Origin of the sequence: Chromobacterium sp. LK11 (genome assembly GCF_001043705.1) — a bacterium.
In the GTDB taxonomy this organism is placed as follows: domain Bacteria; phylum Pseudomonadota; class Gammaproteobacteria; order Burkholderiales; family Chromobacteriaceae; genus Chromobacterium; species Chromobacterium alkanivorans.
In genome coordinates this window covers 12,210-30,569 of sequence record NZ_LDUR01000053.1, presented here as the reverse complement: position 1 = coordinate 30,569, position 18,360 = coordinate 12,210, and the positions used below count along the sequence as shown (strand labels likewise).

Below are 18,360 nucleotides of genomic sequence, written 5' to 3'. Positions count from 1 at the left end.
CGAAAACTAGCGAAAAAGCGGAATGGTCGAGGGGTACATGAGCATTTTGAGTTCGTACTCACCGTGCAACGCTTCACGAAGCGCAGCAGACTTTGAACAGGTTCTTAGAGCAGTCGATTCAACTCGCTGGCCGCGTTTAGCTGCATCGCGTGCAGCGGCTCCAGCATGAAGGCGAGGTGGCTGTCGTGGGGCCCGCCGCCCTCGCCCTGCCACAGCAACTGCAGGGCCGCGCTCAGGCTGCTGTTGGCGGCGTCCAGTTCCACCAGATGGCGGCTGGCGATCTGGCGTATGGATTGATGGCAACGGCTCAACTCGTCTATCACCGCGTCCAGCATGCCCAATTCCGCGTGTTGCTGGCGCAGCGCCTGCAATTGGGCGATGGCCTGTCCCAGCTGATGGGTGGGTTTGCCTTCGGCGGCGGAGGGCGTGAGGGGGAGGGCCATGATGAGAGTTTCCAATTGATGTCGGCGCAGCCTGTCCGGGACCGATCGGAAGCGGGCAAGTCCATGACGGGGCGGCTTGCCGGCCTGCGCGGGCCGCGTTCCCGGCGCCGGGAACGCGGCGCGTTGAGGATTGTCGTCCAGCGCCGCGCCTGGGGTCAAGGCCGGAACAGGGGCCGCGGCGGCCGCGCCGTTTTAGTCCGCATTTCACATTTTCCTTTGCGACTGATCCGCCGCCGGCTATAACCACACTTACAAGTCATGATAAAAGCATGTATTTTGATGTGTGTTAATACTAAGTGACTATACGTAGTGCGCTGCATCAGGGAGGGCGGGTCAGCCGCCCGTGAAGCGGCGCCGTCCGTAGCGCGCCGGCAAGGGAACGGCCGCCAAGGGGGCGGATGGCACCGGGGGTTCCAATACAAGGAGCACGATCGATGTCATTGCAACAGTCCGTCACCGCCAGCGCGCGCTGGGGGTGGCTGCTTCTGGCCTGCGCCGCCGCCGGCGTCCAGGCCGCCGACACGCCGGACGCGTCCGCGGCCGCCGCGCTCAAGGCCTTGAAGAGCACGCCGGCGGGGCGTCACAGCTACTACACCGGCGGCGTGCACAACACCGTCGGCTGTCTGTTGCCGGGCAGCTGCGTCTATCCGCGCAAGCCCGGCGAACCCAGCGATCCGCTGTTCCCCGAGTGGTGGGTCAGCGACTGGACCATGTACCGCATCTTCAATCAGGCGGCGATCAAGCAATATCCGCCGCCCTACGCCTCGCCGCCGGCCGGCATGAGCGAGGGCAAGGACTACGAAACCTCCTACGGCGCCAGCTACTACGACGCCAGCTACGTGCCGGCGGACGGCGACGGCCGCGGCGCGATGATGGAGCACTATGAAAAGCGCTGCCTGCCGATCTTCCCCGGCAGCAACCAATACAGCTGCTCCTTCGTGTCGCTGGGCAACAAGGCCTACTTCCTGCGCTACGCGGACCGGCCCAAGGGCACGCCGCAGTGCTGCCAGTTCTCGCTGGACAACCACCCGCCGCGCCGCGACTTCATCAAGCACCTGCCGTACAACGCCGAGCAGAGCACTCACCTGAACGGCAGCGTCCAGGCGTACTCGCGGATAGTGCAGCCGGGCAGCATCCTGTTCGGCTACGCCTTCTACAAGCAAGCGACCCGCGACGGCGGCAAGGGCGCGCCCTACCGGCACCCGCAGTCCTTCTTCTTCTCCGGCGATCCCGGCTCGCCGCCGGACGCGCCCATGGTCAGTCAGAACTACAGCAATTTCCGCGCGCAAAAGCCGGACCCCAAGAGGACCTGGATGAAGGTGGCCGAGATGTGCCCGGCCAAGCCGGAATGGTGCTGCCTGTTCGCCACCGATTGCCCGGACAAGGGCAAGGCCGGCGCGCCGGCGGCCGACAAGGCCAACGCCCAACCCGACCCAAGCTGGGCCACCCTGCAGCCGTAAAGGAATCGCCATGAGTTATCTCGACTCCCCCCGCATTCACTTTTCCGGCTACTTCCAGTCGGATGTGTCCACCGTCAACAACAACGTTTGCTATTACGATTCCGACGCCTTCAAGGAGCAATATCAGCAGCTGTCCACTTCCGGCGGCGACGGTGGCTGGAACCCGCAGGGCACTGCCATTTTCCGTTTCGTCAGCTGCAGCGTCACCGGCGCCAGTCTCAACGGCAAGCCCATCACCAGCAGCGCGCAGGACCCCATCATCGGCATGGCGATGGAGAACGCCGACCAGCGCGCGCCGGGCAAGATGGCGGATCTGGATCCGCAACAGCAGATGGTGTCGCAGATCTGGGCGCTGCAAGTGCGGCTCACCGACAATGTCGAACGCGCGCTGTTCATCGGCGACATGCTGCCGGTGGGCTTCATGAACTTGTGGCTGCGCCAGCAGCAGGGCGTCCGTTCCGACCAACTGCTGGCCGCCAACTACCAGTCCATCCTGGAAAACGTGCAATGGCACGGGCACAGCCACTCGCCGGTGCTGGAAGCGATGCGCAAGGCCAGCCAGCACGGCCTGCTGGCCATCGAGTTCAATCTGTTCGGCTACGGCCGCGATCCGTCCATCCCGCGCTACACCCAGGGCCATATTGTCGGCACCATCGGCCCCTACCATGAGCGCGAGCCCAAGCACTTTGTGCTGGGCCGGCAAATGACCGCGCAACTGGACCAGGACCCCGACGCCTACCCGCTGGTGCCCTCCGGCGGCGTGTACTGCTTCCAGTGCAAGAACCACCCGGACCGCCAGACTCTGACCGCGGACTTCGGCAACGCGCTGCCCATCGTCGACGCCAGCGGCGCCTTCGTCGATCTGGGGCCGTTGACGCTGGCGGTGCTGAAACAGCCGGCGCACGCGCCGATCAGCGGCAGCCTGGCCAAGGACCAGGTCATCGTGTTGGGCCAGGTGGCCTACGACCCGCCGCCGGCGGGCGCGGCGGCCAGCGATGAACCATCGCCGTGGTTCCGCCAGACCGCGGCGATCCAGGACTTCGACTACGCCGCCATCCCCGGCGCCAGACAGGCGCTGGAAGCCTGTCCGCTGCTGCTGCTGAGCCCGTCCGGCTCCGGCTTCCAAGTGCTGGTGCAAGAATCCATCGACGGCCTCTATGTGCGCTCCGATGACCATGTGCTGCGCTTGAACGCCGGCCAGCAGCTGCCGGTCAGCTTCTTCGCCAGCCGCTACGGCCAGCCGCTGTCCGCCCAGGTGAACGTGGAACTGCTGCCCAAGGGAGCCACCCTGATGGGCGGCGGCCAGCCGCTGCCGCCGTCGCCGCCGGACAACAAGCCGGTGCTGCCGCCCCGGATCAGCGTGCCGGCGGACGCGGTGCAATATCCCGCCTCCTTCCACACCAACGACAGCGGCCACGGCCGCGCGCTGATCAGCGCGATCCCGGCCGGGCCGGGCAATCCGCGCGGCTATATCGATGGCCAGCTCTACGGCATCGGCTATCAATTGCAGCTGCAGCCGCCGGACTACGTCAGCAACTACTGGAACTTCGTCAGCGTGCTGGCCTTCAACCGCGTGCCGGAGCCGGAGCACCCCACCTGGTACGACGATATCCGGCCCATCTTCGTCCAGTACGGCAACCTCTATCCCATCATGAGCAAGCACGTGGTTGACCTGGGCGATTACGACTCGGTGGTGCGCCATGTCGACATCCTCAAACTGGCGTTCTCCTTGCCGATGAGCGATCCCAACCACATGCCGGTGACTCGCGACCTGTCCGACGACAAGCGCGCCATCATCCTCAAGTGGCTGCGGCGCACCGACGCCCAGGGCAAACCGCTCAAGGGCACGCCGCCGCTCCAGGCCGCCGCCGTGCCCGCGCCACAGGCGGTGGACACCGATGCGGTGACGGTGGTCTTGGACGATCTGCAAATCGCCGGCAAGACCGCGGTGGTGCTGCAACGCCAGGCGCAGCGCAAAGCCGCGTCGTCGAAGGATTGAGGGAGAACAGGCCATGATTCGCTTGCAACGCAGCATCATCCACGGCATCCGCGCCGCCAAGACCGCGGCCGAACTGCACTACTATCTGCAAAACGCGGTGGAGCTGGAACACGCCACCATTCCGCCCTACCTGACCGCGATGTTTTCGCTGAAGCCGGGTTACAACGTGGAAATCCGCCAGCTGATCCACAGCATCGTGATGCAGGAAATGCTGCACATGTGTATCGCCGGCAACATCCTGATCGCCATCGGCGGTCACCCGCAAATCAACAAGCCGCCGTTCATCCCCAAATATCCGGGGCCCTTGCCGATGTCCATCGGCGGCGAGGACTTCATCGTCGGCATTGAACCGTTCTCCAAGGAGCTGGTGTTCAACACCTTCATGGTGATCGAAGAGCCGGAAGACCCGGTGCCGGTGGAAACGCCCAAGCTCGCCGCCGAGGACGAGCCGGACTACGCCACCATCGGCGAGTTCTACGACGCGATCAAGAAGAAGATCAAGGAACTGGGCGACGGCATCTTCATTCCGGCCACCGTGCCCAAGCAGGTGCTGGGCTGGTTCTCGCCGGAGCGGCTGTTTCCCATTACCGACGTGGCCAGCGCCCTGCACGCCATCAACATCATCATCGTCGAAGGCGAGGGCACCAGCACCAATCCGAACCAGTCGCCGGGCAACCCGGCGCACTACTACAAGTTCGGCGAAATCTACTACGGCCGCCGCATCGTCAGCACCCCGGACGGCGGCTACGCCTACGCCGGCGCGGAAGTGCCCTACGACCCGGCCGGGGTCTATCCGATGGTGTCCAATCCGCAGGACTACGACTACCAGGACAACACCCAAGCCAAGGTGAGAGTGGAAGCCTTCGCCTACAGCTACAGCAGCCTGCTCAACGCCTTGCACCAGGCCTTCAACGGCGAGCCCAAGCGCATCGACACCGCCATCGGCCTGATGTACGACCTCAAGGTGCAGGCGGTCAGCCTGATGGAAACGCCGGTGGCGCCGGGCAGCACGCAGACGGCCGGGCCCAGCTATCGCTACGTCAACACCCAGGGAGGCATGGATACCAGCGATTGAGAACCGTCGGCAGCAAAGCCGACGCCGCGTTGCGGCGCGTCTTGGTTCGGGCCTGAAACGGGCCGCGCCAGCCGCGCCGAGCGCAGCGAAAGCCAGTCAGAGCGGTCCGGCCGATGCCGGGCCGCGTTTGCCATCTCGTCATCGTCGTCCGCGCGTCGCGGCCGCCGCGGATTTTTAGGAGCACAGCCATGCCACTGCCCGTCAGCAAGCCAGACCCCGGCGACGCCGCAAGCGGCCGCAGCGCCGGGGCCATGACCATGCAGCGCTTCAGCGTGCCGTTCGAATACCCGGTGTATTTCGGACGCGGCCTGCTGAGCGACCCCGGCAACCCGCTGTTGCGGCAAGCCATCTGCCGGCGGGAACCGGAGCGGCGGCACCGCTTCGTGGTGCTCATAGACCAGGACGTGGCCGCCGCCCACCCGCAGCTGCCCGCCGCCTTCGAGCGCTACGCCCGCCGCCACCGCGCCGCGCTGGAACTGGCCGCGCCGCCGCGGCTGGCGCCGGGCGGCGAGGCGTGCAAGAACGATCCGGAGCAGCTGTTCGCGCTGCAAAGCTGGCTGCAGCAATGCCATGTCGACCGCCACAGCTGCCTGGTCATCGTCGGCGGCGGCGCGCTGCTGGACATGGCCGGTTTCGCCGCGGCCACCACCCACCGCGGCGTGCGCGTGGTGCGCATGCCCACCACCGTGCTGGCGCAGAACGACTCCGGCGTCGGCGTCAAAACCGCGATCAACGCCTTCGGCGCCAAGAATTTCCTCGGCGCCTTCGCGCCGCCGTTCGCCGTGCTCAACGACTACGACTTCATCGCCAGCCTGCCGCGCCGCGACCGCATCGCCGGCATCGCCGAGGCGGTGAAAGTGGCGGCGATACGCGACCGCGCCTTCTTCGACTGGCTGGACGCCAACGCCGAAGCGCTGGCCGCCGGCGACGACGAGGCGATGCAATGGATGATACGGCGCTGCGCCGAGCTGCACCTGAACCACATCGGCCAGGGCGGCGACCCGTTTGAATTCGGCAGCGCCCGGCCGCTGGACTTCGGCCACTGGGCCGCGCACAAGCTGGAAGCGCTGAGCGGTTACGCGCTGCGCCACGGCGAAGCGGTGGCGATAGGCCTGGCGCTGGACTGCCGCTACGCGGTGCTGGCCGGCCTGCTGCGCGAAGCGGCGCAGCTCAGCCTGCACCGGCTGCTGCTGCGGCTGGGCTTCGCGCTGTGGCACCCGGCGCTGGACTGGCGCGACGGCGAGCGTCGCCAGGTGCTGGCCGGGCTGGATGAGTTCCGCGAACACCTTGGCGGCGATCTGACCATCACCCTGCTGCAGCGCCTGGGGCAGGGGGTGGAAGTGCACGCCATCGACGCGGATCGGATGAACGCGGCCATAGACTGGCTGCGCGACAGGAGCGATGACCATGTTGCTGCTTGACCCCCAACAACAGGCGGACAGTCTGTCCGCCCCCCATTTGCCCGCCGTCCACATGAGCTACTGCAGCAATATCCATCCCGGCGAAAGCTGGCAGGAAATGCGCGCTCAGCTGGGCTTCCACCTGCCGCGCATCAAGGCGCGGGTGGCGCCGGACCGGCCGTTCGGCCTGGGCCTGCGGCTGTCCGCGCTGGCGGCGCGGCAATTGGAAGAGCCGCCGGCGCAGGCGGAATTCCGTGATTTTCTGACCGAGCACCAATGCTATGTGTTCACCGTCAACGGCTTCCCCTTCGGCGCCTTCCACCGCCAGGCGGTGAAGGACGCGGTCTATTTGCCGGACTGGCGCGACCCGCAGCGGCTGATCTACAGCAACCGGCTGGCCGGGTTGCTGGCCGGGCTGCTGCCGCCGGAACTGGAGTACGGCAGCGTCAGCACCGTGCCCGGCGGCTATCGCCAGCACCTGAGCGGAGACGGCAGCGGCGCGCTGTGGATCGCCACCCATCTGCTGGAGCACGCCGCCTTCCTGCACCGGCTGCGCCAGGACAGCGGCCGCCGCATCGTGCTGGCGCTGGAGCCTGAGCCGGACTGCCTGCTGGCCACCAGCGAAGACGCGGTCGCCTTCTTCGAACTGCACCTCCTGAGCCGGGCCGCGCTCAACCAGGTGGCCAAATGGTGCGGCGTCAAGCGCGAGGAGGCCGAAGCCATCGTGCGCCGCCACCTGGGCGTGTGCCTGGACGCCTGCCACGCCGCGGTGGAGTACGAACAACCGGAAGACGCGGTGGCGCGGCTGGATCAGGCCGGCATCGCCATCGCCAAGTTGCAGCTCAGCGCCGGCCTGCGCGTGACCCGGCCGGACCGGATGGCGGCGGAAGCGCTGCGCGCCTTCGCCGAAGACACCTATCTGCACCAAGTGGTGGCGCGGCGCGGCGACGAGCTGTGGCGCTACCCGGACCTGCCGGCGGCGCTGGCGGCGTTGCCGCGGCAGCCTGCCGACGAATGGCGCATCCACTTCCACGTGCCCATCTGCCACGCCGCGCTGGGGCCGTTCGCCAGCACCCAGGACTTCCTGTCGAGGCTGCTGGCGCTGCAACGCCAACGGCCGCTGAGCAGCCATCTGGAAGTGGAAACCTATAGCTGGGGCGTGCTGCCGCCGGCTCACCGCCAGGGCGACCTGGGCGAGGCGATCTGCCGCGAGCTGCAATGGGCGGAGGGCCAGCTGCGATGAGCGGCCAGCGCGCGCTGCCCATTCCCAAGACCAGCGCCCGGCGGAGGCTGTCGCGGCGGCACGCGCGCCAGACCCGCCGGCGCGTGGCCGGGATCTGGTCGCTGGCGCTGCGGCTGGGCCGAGTGTCCAACCTGCCCACGGTGTGGAGCAACGTCCTCGCCGGCGCCGTGCTGTCCGGCCACGCCGCGGCCGGCGGCCCGCTGGCCCTGCTGCTGTTGTCGCTATCGCTGATCTACGTGGCCGGCATGTATCTGAACGACGTCTGCGACCGCCACATCGACGCGCGCGAGCGGCCGGAGCGGCCGATCCCCGCCGGGCTGGTGTCGGCGCGGCTGGTGCTGCTGGCCGGCTCGGCGCAATTGCTCGTCGGCGTCGCCCTGCTGGCGGCGCTGGGCCTGTCCGCCTTGCTGGCCGGCCTGTGCCTGGCCGCCACCGTGGTGCTCTACGACCTCTGGCACAAGCGCAACCCCTTGAGCCCGCTGCTGATGGGCCTGTGCCGGATGCAGGTCTATCTGATCAGCGGCCTGGCGCTGGGCGCCGGCGCGCTGTCCGGCCCGCTGCTGCTGGCGGCGCTGGCGCTGCTGGCCTATCTGATCGCGCTGACCTATGTGGCCAAGCAGGAAGGCCGCGCCCGGCCGGGCCGGCTGGCGCCGTTGCTGGGCCTGGCCGCGCCGCCGCTCTACCTGCTCAGCCAACCGTTCCAGCCCTGGGCGCTGCCCTTCCTGTTGCTCAGCCTGGGCTGGAGCGCGCATTGCCTGCGGCTGGCCTGGCCCGGGCCCGGCCGCGACATGCCGCGCGCCGTCGGCGGCCTGATCGCCGGCATCGCGCTGGCGGACGCCTTGTTCATCGCCGCCGCCGGCCTGCCGCAGTGGGCGGCGCTGGCGGTTCTGGCCGCCTGGCTGACCCGGACATGGCAACGCCGGGTGCCGGGCACTTGAACGGAGAATCTGCGCGATGGAAACGCAAACCATGCTGGCGGACCAATTGCACGCCAGCCTGCTGGACGCGGCGGACCGCCACAACGCCGCTCAGGCGCTGGTGTGGCTGGAGGCCTGTCGCCGGCTGACCGCCGCCGAACCGGAGCCCGCCGCCGCGCGCCGCTTGTTCAGCGTGGCCAACCGGCAACTGGCGGCGCTGACCCTGCTGCCCAAGGCCGCGATCAAGGCCTTGCAGGCCCAGCAGGTGCTGGCGGCCGAAGCCTGGTCGCCCGGCGACGCCGGCCGCGCGCTGCTGCTGCTGCGCGCCCTGGCCGCCGGCGCGGGCCCGGCGCTGGCGTTCGACCTGTATCGCGGCGGCGACAGCCTGGAACAGCAGGCGGTGGTCAAGGCGCTGATCCTGCTGCCCAGGCCGGAAGGCTGGCTGGCGCTGGCCACCGACGCCAGCCGCAGCCACGTGGCCGGCGTGTTCCAGGCGCTGGCCTGCGACAACGCCTATCCGGCGCAGCAGTTTCCCGATCTCAATTTCAACCAGCTGGTGCTCAAGGCCTTGTTCACCGGCGCGCCGGCGCGGCATATCGCCGGCCTGGAGCGGCGCTGGAGCCCGGAGCTGGAGCAAATGGTGGCCGCCTACGCCAGCGAGCGCCGCGCCGCCGGCCGCAGCGTGTCCGACGACGTCGTTTTCCTACTGCAAGGACTGCATCATGAAAATGTTTGATCCGCACATCCACATGACCTCCCGCACCACCGACGACTACCAGGCGATGAGCCGGGCCGGCATCAGCGTGGTAGTGGAGCCGGCGTTCTGGATGGGCCAGCCGCGGCGGCACGTCGGCAGCTTCGACGACTACTTCCTGTCGCTGCTGGGCTGGGAGCGCTTCCGCGCCGCGCAATTCGGCATCCGCCACTTCTGCACCCTGGGCCTCAACCCCAAGGAAACCAACAACCCGGACGTGGCCGACGGCGTGATGGCGCTGTTGGAGCGCTATCTGGACAAGGACGGCGTGGTGGCGGTGGGGGAAATCGGCTTCGACGACGAAACCCCGGCCGAGGAACATTACTTCGCCCGCCAGCTGGAGCTGGCGATAGCGTTCGACCTGCCGGCGCTGGTGCACACCCCGCACCGCGACAAAAAGGCCGGCACCCTGCGCAGCCTGGCGCTGGTGCGCGACAGCGGCATCGCGCCGGAGCGGGTGCTGATCGACCACAACACCGAAGAGACCCTGCCGCTGGTGCTGGACTCCGGCTGTTGGGCCGGCCACTCCATCTACCCCAACACCAAGATGGATGAACCGAGGATGGTGGCGCTGGTGCGCCAGTACGGCAGCGAACGCATCATCATCAACAGCGCCGCCGACTGGGGCGTCAGCGACCCGCTGAAAGTGCCCAAGACCGTGGAGGCGATGCGCGCCGCCGGCATCGCCGAGCGCGACATCGAAACCATAGTCTGGCGCAATCCGCTGGACTTCTTCGCCCAGAGCGGCCGTCTGGACATCGAAGAAGCCAACAGCCCGCTGGCGGTGGACCAGCGCCGGCTGTACCAGGGCAACTCCGTGCTGCGCGGCCAAAATCCGCAGGTGGACATTGTGGACTGACATCATGCAACGCACTCTCGTTCTGAACGTGGTGGGGCTGACGCCGCAGCTGCTGCGGCACGCGCCGCATTTGATCCGGCTGGCGGAGCGCGGCGCGCAGCGCCCGATCACCGCGGTGACGCCGGCGCTGACCTGCCCGGCCCAGGCCACCTATCTGACCGGCCAGCTGCCGCAGGCGCACGGCTGCGTCGCCAACGGCTGGTATTCGCGCGAGCTGGCCGAACCGCTGTTCTGGAAGCAGAACAACGCCTTGATCCAGGGCGAGAAGCTCTGGCACGAAGCCCGGCGCCTGCACGCCGGCTTCAGCTGCGCGCAGTTGTTCTGGTGGTACAACATGTACGCCGACGTGGACTGGAGCGTGACCCCGCGCCCGATCTACAAGGCCGACGGCCGCAAGATTCCGGACTTCTACTGCAACCCGCCGGAGCTGCACGCGGAACTGCGGCAAAAGCTGGGCGATTTCCCGCTGTTCCATTTTTGGGGACCGGCGGCGGACATCCGCTCCAGCCGCTGGATCGCGGACTGCGCGCTGCATCTCTACCGCTCGCGCCAGCCCACGCTGACCCTGGTCTACCTGCCGCACCTGGATTACTGCCTGCAGCGGCTGGGGCCGGATCATCCGGACGTGGCGGCGGAAGTGGCGGCGGTGGATCAGTTGTGCGGCGAGTTGATCGAGCAGGCGGACCGCGACGGCTGCCGCGTCATCGCGCTGTCCGAGTACGGCGTCACCCCGGTCAGCAACGACATCGCCATCAACCGCATCCTGCGCATGGCCGGCTGGCTCAAGGTGCGCGAGGAGCAGGGCGAGGACAAGCTGGATTGCGGCGCGTCGGCGGCCTTCGCGCTGTCGGATCACCAGATCGCCCACGTTTACGTGCGTCAGCCGGAGCTGGTGCCGGAGGTGAAGGCCTTGTTGCTGGAGCTGGACGGGGTGGAAATGGTGTTGGATCAGGCGGGCAAGCGTTTGCTGGGCCTGGATCATCCGCGTTCAGGCGAGCTGGTGGCGGTGAGCCGGCCGGATCGCTGGTTCAGTTATTACTATTGGCTGGACGACGCGCACGCGCCGGATTTCGCCCGCACGGTGGATATCCACCGCAAGCCGGGCTACGACCCGGTGGAGTTGTTCCTGGACCCGACCTTGAGCTGGCCCAAGCTGGACATCGGCTGGACTTTGCTGAAGCGCAAGCTGGGCATGCGCAGTCTGTTGGAGGTGGTGTCGTTGGACCCGTCGCTGGTGAAGGGCTCGCACGGGCGGCCGACCCTGAATCCGGCGCACGGTCCGTTGATGATCAGTTCCTTGCCGGACAGTTTGCCGCCGGGGGCGGTGCCGGCGACGGCGGTGCGGGACATCATCATGGATCATATGTTTGGGGAGGTGGAGACGCGGCTGGCGTATCGGGCGCATGGGGTGATGGAGTAGGGCGGAGGCCCCGCGTGGGCTTTTTTATGGGGTTTGAGTCTGTTGGGTGGATGATGGTTTGAGGCTGGTTTTGCGAGGTGCTTTTCCCCCATGAGCACGTTGTGTTGAGTGGAGACTATTCTGTTGAATCCGCTGCGCGGATGATGTTTTTGGTGCCGCTTTCCGCGCGGCGAACGGGAAGGGGGCGGGCCGCCGCCCCCTTTCATCCCCCCTCGTCCCCCAGGACGCGAAACCCCGAAGAAAAAGGGGCCTGCAAGGCGCGGCTGAACTCGCGATTTGCTAGCGTCAAATCGCTCAAACAAAGCAGCCGCTTAAAACCTTGCAGACCCCTTTTTCTCCGGCGCGCCCCGAGGGGACACTTGGGCGCTACACGAGGTGGTCTTTTTTGAATTAAGAGAGGTGGTTTAGCAAAGTGGGCCATTTCCGTGGATAACTTGGCCCCATTGCTCTTGTCTGTGGATAAGTCTGACTCCCTAAAAGAGAGCATGTATCCGACGCGCCCTGGGTCCCTTCAAGCCTGCCGTCGGGTGGCAGGTCCGAGGTCTTAAGCGGCTGCCCTGTTTGAGCGATTTGACGTTAGCAAATCGCGAGTTCAGCCGCGCCTCGGACCTGACGGGACCCGACGGGAAGCCGTAGGCCAGGCTTGCAGGGTGGCCTTTAGGAGTGGAGAGGATATTTGGCCAAGCAAATATCCTCTCCCTGCTCGCCGGGCAGCCCCGGCAATGAAAATCATCATCCGCGCAGCGGATACAAAACCCACACACCTCGCCACACCAACCACCCCACCTTGACCCCAACCGCCCCCTCGGCAACAATCCCCCCGTTGCCGCCCACATGCGGCACACGGGATTGGCGTCCCGTTCGTGTGTACCACCAGCCTACGCAGCATACTGCACGGGCTGTTTCACCATGGCTGTGCCGTTTGGCAGGCGCATGGTGGGAGAGTGCCATGCACTCACCGGTCTGGTACACACCCGGTACGCCAATCCTGCCACGCGCCTGCCCAATACCTCAGCCTTCCCCGGCAGGTGGTTTATCTTGTGTCACAGCAGGAGAAACACCATGCATCACGCTCAAAACTTCCCCCCGCGCCGCCGCTACAAGCTGGCCTCCCTGGAACAACAGGAAGCACTACTGCCCTTCGTCCGCTTCTGCCCCGGCCGCACCTATGCGCATTACTGGCAGATGCCCACGCCCAGCAAGGATGCTCCCGCTGATGCCGCTTATGGCCGCGAATGCGCGGCTCACCTGCTGCAATGGCTGAAGGACAACCGGGAATACGTCGGCAAGGGCCTGCTCAGCCGTGTCGCCCGCGACATCGACTTTGACGATCGCGGCGGGCGCTACCAGTGGATGGGTTTCTTCAACTATCTGGAAATCATGATGTTGCTGGGCGCCGACCGGGTCCGGGTCTACCGCCATGTGGATAGCCAACACCAGCTCTACCTGGCGCTGGGGCAGCGGTTCAATCTGGAAGCGCGCTTCCGCCGCATCCGCCTGCGCAATCGCTGACCTCGGCTGGTGGGTATCGCTGCGCTCCACCCACCCTACGTGAGGGGGACTTGTAGGGAGCCGTAGGCGATACCCACCAAGCCCCGCCGCCAAGGTCCAAGCATCAATCCCATCGCGTTTCCGCGTGGGTATCGCTACGCTCCACCCACCCTACGGTGGAAGGTTGGGTCGGGCGGGCTTGGTAGGGTGGGTGGAGCCGATAGGCGATACCCACCAAACCCCGCCATCCAAGCTCAAAGATCAATCCCATCACGCTTCCGCGCGGGTATCGCTCACCCTACGGCAGGCGGATGGGTAGGGTGGGTGGAGCCGCAGGCGATACCCACCGACACCGCTGCCATGGTATCGGCGCGCAAAAAAACAGGGCGGCCATTGGCCGCCCTGCTGGATTCAAGTACGCGCGTTTACTCTTGCAGCAACGCCGCTCTGCGCTCAATTCCCTTCGCGTCCACCTTCAAGGCCTTGGCCAGACGCTCGCCGTACTGGCGGTCCGCCTTGTAGAAGTGCGACAGCATCACGTCCCGGGTCTCGACATTGCGCACCTTGGCCAGGTCGCCGGACAGGTTGCGGATCAGGTCCGCCTGATCCTGCGCGCTCAGCGAGCGGTAAAACTCGCCGGCCTGCTGGAAGTTCAGCGTCTTGGCGATGGCCTCTTGCTGGGTGTTGCCCTGCAAGGGCAGGCGGCTGTGCTTGAACTGCGGGTCCTGCGGCTTGGGCGCCAGCCGGCTGGGCTCGTAATTGACGCTGCCCTGGCGGCCGGAGGCGTTTTGCGCGCCGTCCTGATTGTTGTTCACCACCTCAACTCGTGGGCGGTTCACCGGCAGCGCCTGGAAATTGGTGCCGACGCGGTGCATCTGAGTGTCCAGATAGGAGAACAAGCGGCCTTGCAACAGGCGGTCTTCCGAGGCCTCGATGCCCGGCACCAGATTGGCCGGCGACATCGCCACCTGCTCGGTGGCTTCGAAGAAGTTGGCCGGCACCTGGTTCAGCGTCATGGTGCCCACCTTGCGCTCCGCCACGCCGGTCCACACCTTGGTGGGGTCCAGCGGGTTGAAGGCGAAGCGGTTCATGTCTTCAGGCTGGATCAGCTGCACGTACAAATCCCAGGACGGGTAGCGCTTCTGCTCTATGCTTTGCAGCAGGTCCGCGGTGGCGTGGCTGACCGACTGGCCCTGTACCTTGGGCAGTTGGTCCGGGCGCAGATTGCGCTCGCCTTGGTGCGATTTCCAGGTGAATTTGGCGTACTGGTAGCGGCCGTCGGCGGCCACCAGTTTCAGCGCGTGCACGCTGCTGCCGTTCATTTCGCGGTAATTGGCCGGGGTGCCGTAGTTGGAGTACACCCGGGTCAGCATATGGGTAGATTCCGGCAGATGGGAGAAGAAGTCGAAGACGCGGTTGGGGTCTTGCTCATTGCTCACCGGATCCGGCTTCAGCGAGTGCACCATGTCCGGAAACTTGATCGCGTCGCGGATGAAGAACACCGGCAGATTGTTGCCCACCAGGTCCCAGTTGCCCTGCGCGGTATAGAACTTGGTGGCGAAGCCGCGCGGGTCGCGGTCGGTTTCCGGCGCGCCGCGGCTGCCGATCACGGTGGAGAAGCGCACGAACACCGGCGTTTTTTCGCCCTTGCGGAACACCAGGGCGCGGCTGACGTCCTGCAAGCCCTCGCTGGCGACGAAGACGCCGCCGGCGCCCACGCCGCGCGCGTGCACCACGCGTTCAGGGATGCGTTCGCGGTCGAAGCGTTGCAGCTTTTGCAGCAGTTGGATGTCTTGCAGCAGGGTGGGGCCGTTGGGGCCGGCGGTCTGGCTGTTCTGGTTGTCGCCCACCGGCGAGCCGTTGTCCTGGGTCAGGTTGGCGGCCTGGGTCAAAGCGGCGCTACAAGCCAGCGCCACGGTGAAAAGCTTGCGGTTCACGGAAAAGGTCAGAGCTGACATTGGCACTCCCATAAATTATTAGAACATTTACTAAGGGAGCGGCCATTATCGGAAGCGTCGATAGTTTTGTTAAATCTTAAATTGCAATTTGTTTGATAGTATTTATTAATGGAACGAAAGACGGCCTCATTTCTCCGCCAGCAGCCGCTCGATGCGGCGGTCCGGCACCAACCAGATCAAGGCCATCAGCACGTACATCGCCGCGGACAGCCATTCGCAGTAAAAGGCGGCGGCGATGCCTATCAGGTAGCACAGCGGGGAGATCTTGCCCTTGACGTCCCTGCCCAGCGCCTCGGACAGCCGGGTGCGGTTGCCCGGCAGACACAGCAGCGATTGCTGCATCAGCCACCAGGCCAGCGCGCACATCAGCAGCACCACGCCGTACAGGGCCAGCGGCAGCGGGGCGAAGTGGTTTTCCCCCATCCAGCCGGTGACGAAGGGAATCAGCGACAGCCAGAACAGCAGATGCAGATTGGCCCACAGCACGCGGCCGTCCACGCGCTGGATGGCGTGGTAGAAGTGGTGGTGGTTGTTCCAGTACAGGCCCACGTAGATGAAGCTGAGCACATAGCTGAGGAAGACCGGCCAGCGGTCTTGCAGCGCGGCCCAGCTGGTGTCGTGCGGCACTTTCAGCTCCAGCACCATGATGGTGATGATGATGGCGAGCACGCCGTCGCTGAAGGCTTCGAGGCGATTCTTTCCCATGGTGATCCTATCAGCTGTTTCAATCGGACTATGGGGTAATTATAGACGGTTTCAGTTCGGCCGCTGGGCCGCCGGGCGGTAAGGCAGCCGGATGCGGGTGACGAAGCGTTCGCCGTCCAGCCGGGCGCTGAGCGAGGCCTCGGCGTCGAAATACAGTTCCAGCCGCTCGGCCAGATTGTCCAGCGCCATGTGGTGGCCGGAAGCGGCCGCCGTTGGTTCCGGATTGACCGGGTTGCTCAGCGTCAGCTCCAGCTGCTGCTCGTGCTGGCGCGCCTGGATGCGGATCTCGCCGCCGTCGGCCAGCCGTTCTATGCCGTGGAACACCGCGTTTTCCGCCAGCGGCTGCAGGATCAGCGGCGGCAGCGCCGCGTCCAGCGGCGCTTGCACGTCCCAGCTCACTTGCAGCCGCGCGCCCAGCCGCTCGGCCTCGATCGCCAGATACATCGCCGCCAGTTCGATTTCGCGGCCCAGCGTGGATTGTCGCGCCGGGTCGCCGAGTTGGGCGCGGAACAGGTCGGCCAGGTTTTCCAGCACCATTTCCGCCTTGTCCGGCTGTTTGCCTATCAGGGCGATGGCGGCGTTGAGGCTGTTGAACAGGAAGTGGGGACGGATGCGCGCCTGCAGCGCGATCAACCGCGCCTCGGACAAGGCCGGGGACAAGGCGCGCGCGCGCAGATTGAGGTAATGCTGCATCAGCCCGCCCACCGCGCCGGCCAGCAGCACCTGGCCCCAAGGCATGGGCGCCAGCGGGTTGAGCAGGCGGCCGCAGACGGCGAAGGACAGCAGGCAGACGGCGGCGGCGGCCAGCGCGGCGCGGCGGCCGCGGTGGAGGCGGCGGCCCAGCAAGGCCAGCAGGCCCAGGCTCAGCAAGGCGCCGGGCACCAGCAGGCTGGACAGGCGCAGCAGCCGCCAGGGCAGCGCCTCGCCGCCGTCGTCCAGCAGCAGGCCGCCCAATAGGAACAGGCCGAGCAGCAGCAGCGCGCGCAGCAGCACGCCCAGGTTGCGGTAGTCGGGCAGGTCGGACGGGGGCGGTAGCGGCATGAGGGCGCGGGGCGGAATAGGATAGCCGCATCATAGCAAGGAAAACCCGCACTGGCCGAAGGCGCTCGCCGCTGGCATAGTAAGAGGTTCCCGGCGGCGCGGCGCGCCCCGGGGTTTCGCCAAGTTTTTCGTCCGCAGCCATCGTAGAAAGCATCGCCATGCAAGATCAACACGCCTGGTCCGGCCGTTTCTCGGAGCCGGTATCCGAACTCGTCAAGAAATACACCGCCTCGGTGGATTTCGACCGACGACTGGCCGAATTCGACATCGAGGGCTCGCTGGCCCACGCCGCCATGTTGCAGCGCGCCGGCGTCCTGTCCGCCGAAGATCTGGAAGCGATCCGACGAGGCATGGGCGAAGTGCTGGACGATATCCGCGCCGGCCGCTTCGAGTGGAGCGTGGATCTGGAAGACGTGCACATGAACGTGGAGCGGCGGCTGACCGACAAGATCGGCGACGCCGGCAAGCGTCTGCACACCGGCCGCAGCCGCAACGACCAGGTGGCCACCGACATCCGCCTGTGGCTGCGCGCGCAGATCGACGCCATCGTCGGCCTGATCGGCGAGCTGCAACACAGCCTGCTGGACCTGGCCGAGCAGCACGCCGAAACCGTGCTGCCGGGCTTCACCCACTTGCAGGTGGCGCAGCCGGTGACTTTCGGCCACCACATGCTGGCCTATGTGGAAATGCTGGCGCGCGACGCCGAGCGCATGAGCGACTGCCGCAAGCGCGTCAACCGCCTGCCCTTGGGCGCGGCGGCGCTGGCGGGCACCACTTTCCCGATAGACCGCCATTACACCGCCCAGCTGCTGGGCTTCGACGATGTCTGCCACAACTCGCTGGACGCGGTGTCCGACCGCGACTTCGCGATCGAATTCACCGCCGCCGCCAGCCTGGTGATGGTGCACCTGTCGCGCTTGTCCGAGGAGCTGATCCTGTGGATGAGCCCGCGCGTCGGCTTCATCGACATCGCCGACCGCTTCTGCACCGGCAGCTCCATCATGCCGCAGAAGAAGAACCCGGACGTGCCGGAACTGGTGCGCGGCAAGTCCGGCCGCGTGGTGGGCCACCTGATCGCGCTGGTGACGCTGATGAAGGCGCAGCCGCTGGCTTACAACAAGGACAACCAGGAGGACAAGGAGCCGCTGTTCGACACCGCGGACACCTTGATCGACACCCTGCGCATCTACGCCGACATGATGTGCGGCGTCACCGTCAAGCCGGAGGCGATGCGCGCGGCGGTGCTGCAAGGCTTCGCCACCGCCACCGATCTGGCCGACTACCTGGTGAAGAAGGGCGTGCCCTTCCGCGACAGCCACGAGGTGGTGGCGCTGACGGTGCGCCACGCCGAGCAGCAGGGCGTGGACATCGCCGATCTGCCGCTGGCCAAGCTGCGCGAGTTCTCGCCGTTGATCGAGGACGATGTGTTCGCGGTGCTGAGCCCGGAAGGCAGCCTGGCGCAGCGCGATCACGTGGGCGGCACCGCGCCGCGCCAGGTGCGTCTGCAGATCGAACGCCATCGCCAACGCTTGCAGCCGCGTTAAGCGTCTTTAGAACAGGCGTCAGGCCGCGCCCCGCCTCTCCCGGCGGCGCGC

The 18,360-nt window shown here is 66.5% G+C and carries 15 protein-coding genes; 11 read left to right on the top strand and 4 right to left on the bottom strand.

Annotated elements, in window-relative coordinates:
• Positions 1-104 precede the first annotated feature (104 nt).
• On the bottom strand, positions 105-443 hold the full coding sequence (locus VK98_RS22440) for a hypothetical protein (RefSeq protein ID WP_048416142.1): 339 nt from the start codon (positions 441-443) through the stop codon (positions 105-107).
• Between the two features lie 434 nt (positions 444-877).
• Here VK98_RS22440 and VK98_RS22435 point away from each other — a divergent pair, with 434 nt between their 5' ends.
• The 10 genes from VK98_RS22435 (at position 878) to VK98_RS22390 (ending at position 13,082) form a co-directional block, all read left to right on the top strand.
• Positions 878-1,903 carry a hypothetical protein gene (locus tag VK98_RS22435; protein WP_156188029.1) on the top strand — a complete coding sequence of 342 codons (1,026 nt, stop codon included), beginning with the start codon at positions 878-880 and terminating at the stop codon, positions 1,901-1,903.
• Between the two features lie 10 nt (positions 1,904-1,913).
• Positions 1,914-3,902, top strand: a complete 1,989-nt coding sequence (locus VK98_RS22430) for a hypothetical protein (RefSeq protein ID WP_048416141.1) — start codon at positions 1,914-1,916, stop codon at positions 3,900-3,902.
• Positions 3,903-3,915: 13 nt separating this feature from the next.
• On the top strand, positions 3,916-4,977 hold the full coding sequence (locus tag VK98_RS22425; RefSeq protein ID WP_048416140.1) for a ferritin-like protein: 1,062 nt from the start codon (positions 3,916-3,918) through the stop codon (positions 4,975-4,977).
• A 188-nt stretch (positions 4,978-5,165) separates the two neighbouring features.
• On the top strand, positions 5,166-6,398 hold the full coding sequence (locus VK98_RS22420; RefSeq protein ID WP_197083149.1) for a 3-dehydroquinate synthase: 1,233 nt from the start codon (positions 5,166-5,168) through the stop codon (positions 6,396-6,398).
• Positions 6,385-7,620, top strand: coding sequence for a metabolite traffic protein EboE (gene eboE / locus VK98_RS22415; RefSeq protein ID WP_048416146.1), 1,236 nt, complete (start codon positions 6,385-6,387; stop codon positions 7,618-7,620). The genes VK98_RS22420 and eboE overlap by 14 nt, the downstream gene beginning before the upstream one ends.
• Complete coding sequence (locus VK98_RS22410) at positions 7,617-8,558, top strand: UbiA family prenyltransferase (protein ID WP_053077553.1); 942 nt, start codon at positions 7,617-7,619, stop codon at positions 8,556-8,558. The genes eboE and VK98_RS22410 overlap by 4 nt, the downstream gene beginning before the upstream one ends.
• 16 nt (positions 8,559-8,574) lie before the next feature.
• Positions 8,575-9,273 carry an EboA domain-containing protein gene (locus VK98_RS23035; protein WP_053077552.1) on the top strand — a complete coding sequence of 233 codons (699 nt, stop codon included), beginning with the start codon at positions 8,575-8,577 and terminating at the stop codon, positions 9,271-9,273.
• A complete protein-coding gene (locus VK98_RS22400; RefSeq protein WP_197083148.1) occupies positions 9,260-10,150 on the top strand; it encodes a TatD family hydrolase in 891 nt (296 codons plus the stop codon). The genes VK98_RS23035 and VK98_RS22400 overlap by 14 nt, the downstream gene beginning before the upstream one ends.
• A gap of 4 nt (positions 10,151-10,154) precedes the next feature.
• On the top strand, positions 10,155-11,570 hold the full coding sequence (locus VK98_RS22395) for an alkaline phosphatase family protein (RefSeq protein WP_048416138.1): 1,416 nt from the start codon (positions 10,155-10,157) through the stop codon (positions 11,568-11,570).
• A 1,062-nt stretch (positions 11,571-12,632) separates the two neighbouring features.
• Positions 12,633-13,082, top strand: coding sequence for a hypothetical protein (locus VK98_RS22390; RefSeq protein ID WP_048416137.1), 450 nt, complete (start codon positions 12,633-12,635; stop codon positions 13,080-13,082).
• Between the two features lie 404 nt (positions 13,083-13,486).
• Here VK98_RS22390 and VK98_RS22385 read toward each other — a convergent pair whose 3' ends face one another.
• From VK98_RS22385 to VK98_RS22375, 3 genes are all read right to left on the bottom strand, one after another.
• Positions 13,487-15,019 (bottom strand): catalase, encoded by a 1,533-nt coding sequence (locus tag VK98_RS22385; RefSeq protein WP_048416136.1) that lies wholly within the window; start codon positions 15,017-15,019, stop codon positions 13,487-13,489.
• 126 nt (positions 15,020-15,145) lie between these two features.
• Positions 15,146-15,724, bottom strand: coding sequence for a TMEM175 family protein (locus VK98_RS22380; RefSeq protein WP_048416135.1), 579 nt, complete (start codon positions 15,722-15,724; stop codon positions 15,146-15,148).
• Between the two features lie 51 nt (positions 15,725-15,775).
• Positions 15,776-16,765, bottom strand: coding sequence for a sensor histidine kinase (locus VK98_RS22375; RefSeq protein ID WP_048416134.1), 990 nt, complete (start codon positions 16,763-16,765; stop codon positions 15,776-15,778).
• Between the two features lie 158 nt (positions 16,766-16,923).
• Here VK98_RS22375 and argH point away from each other — a divergent pair, with 158 nt between their 5' ends.
• The gene (argH, locus tag VK98_RS22370; RefSeq protein ID WP_048416133.1) at positions 16,924-18,309 is read left to right on the top strand and encodes an argininosuccinate lyase; all 1,386 of its coding nucleotides are present in this window, start codon (positions 16,924-16,926) and stop codon (positions 18,307-18,309) included.
• The last annotated feature ends 51 nt before the right edge of the window (positions 18,310-18,360 follow it).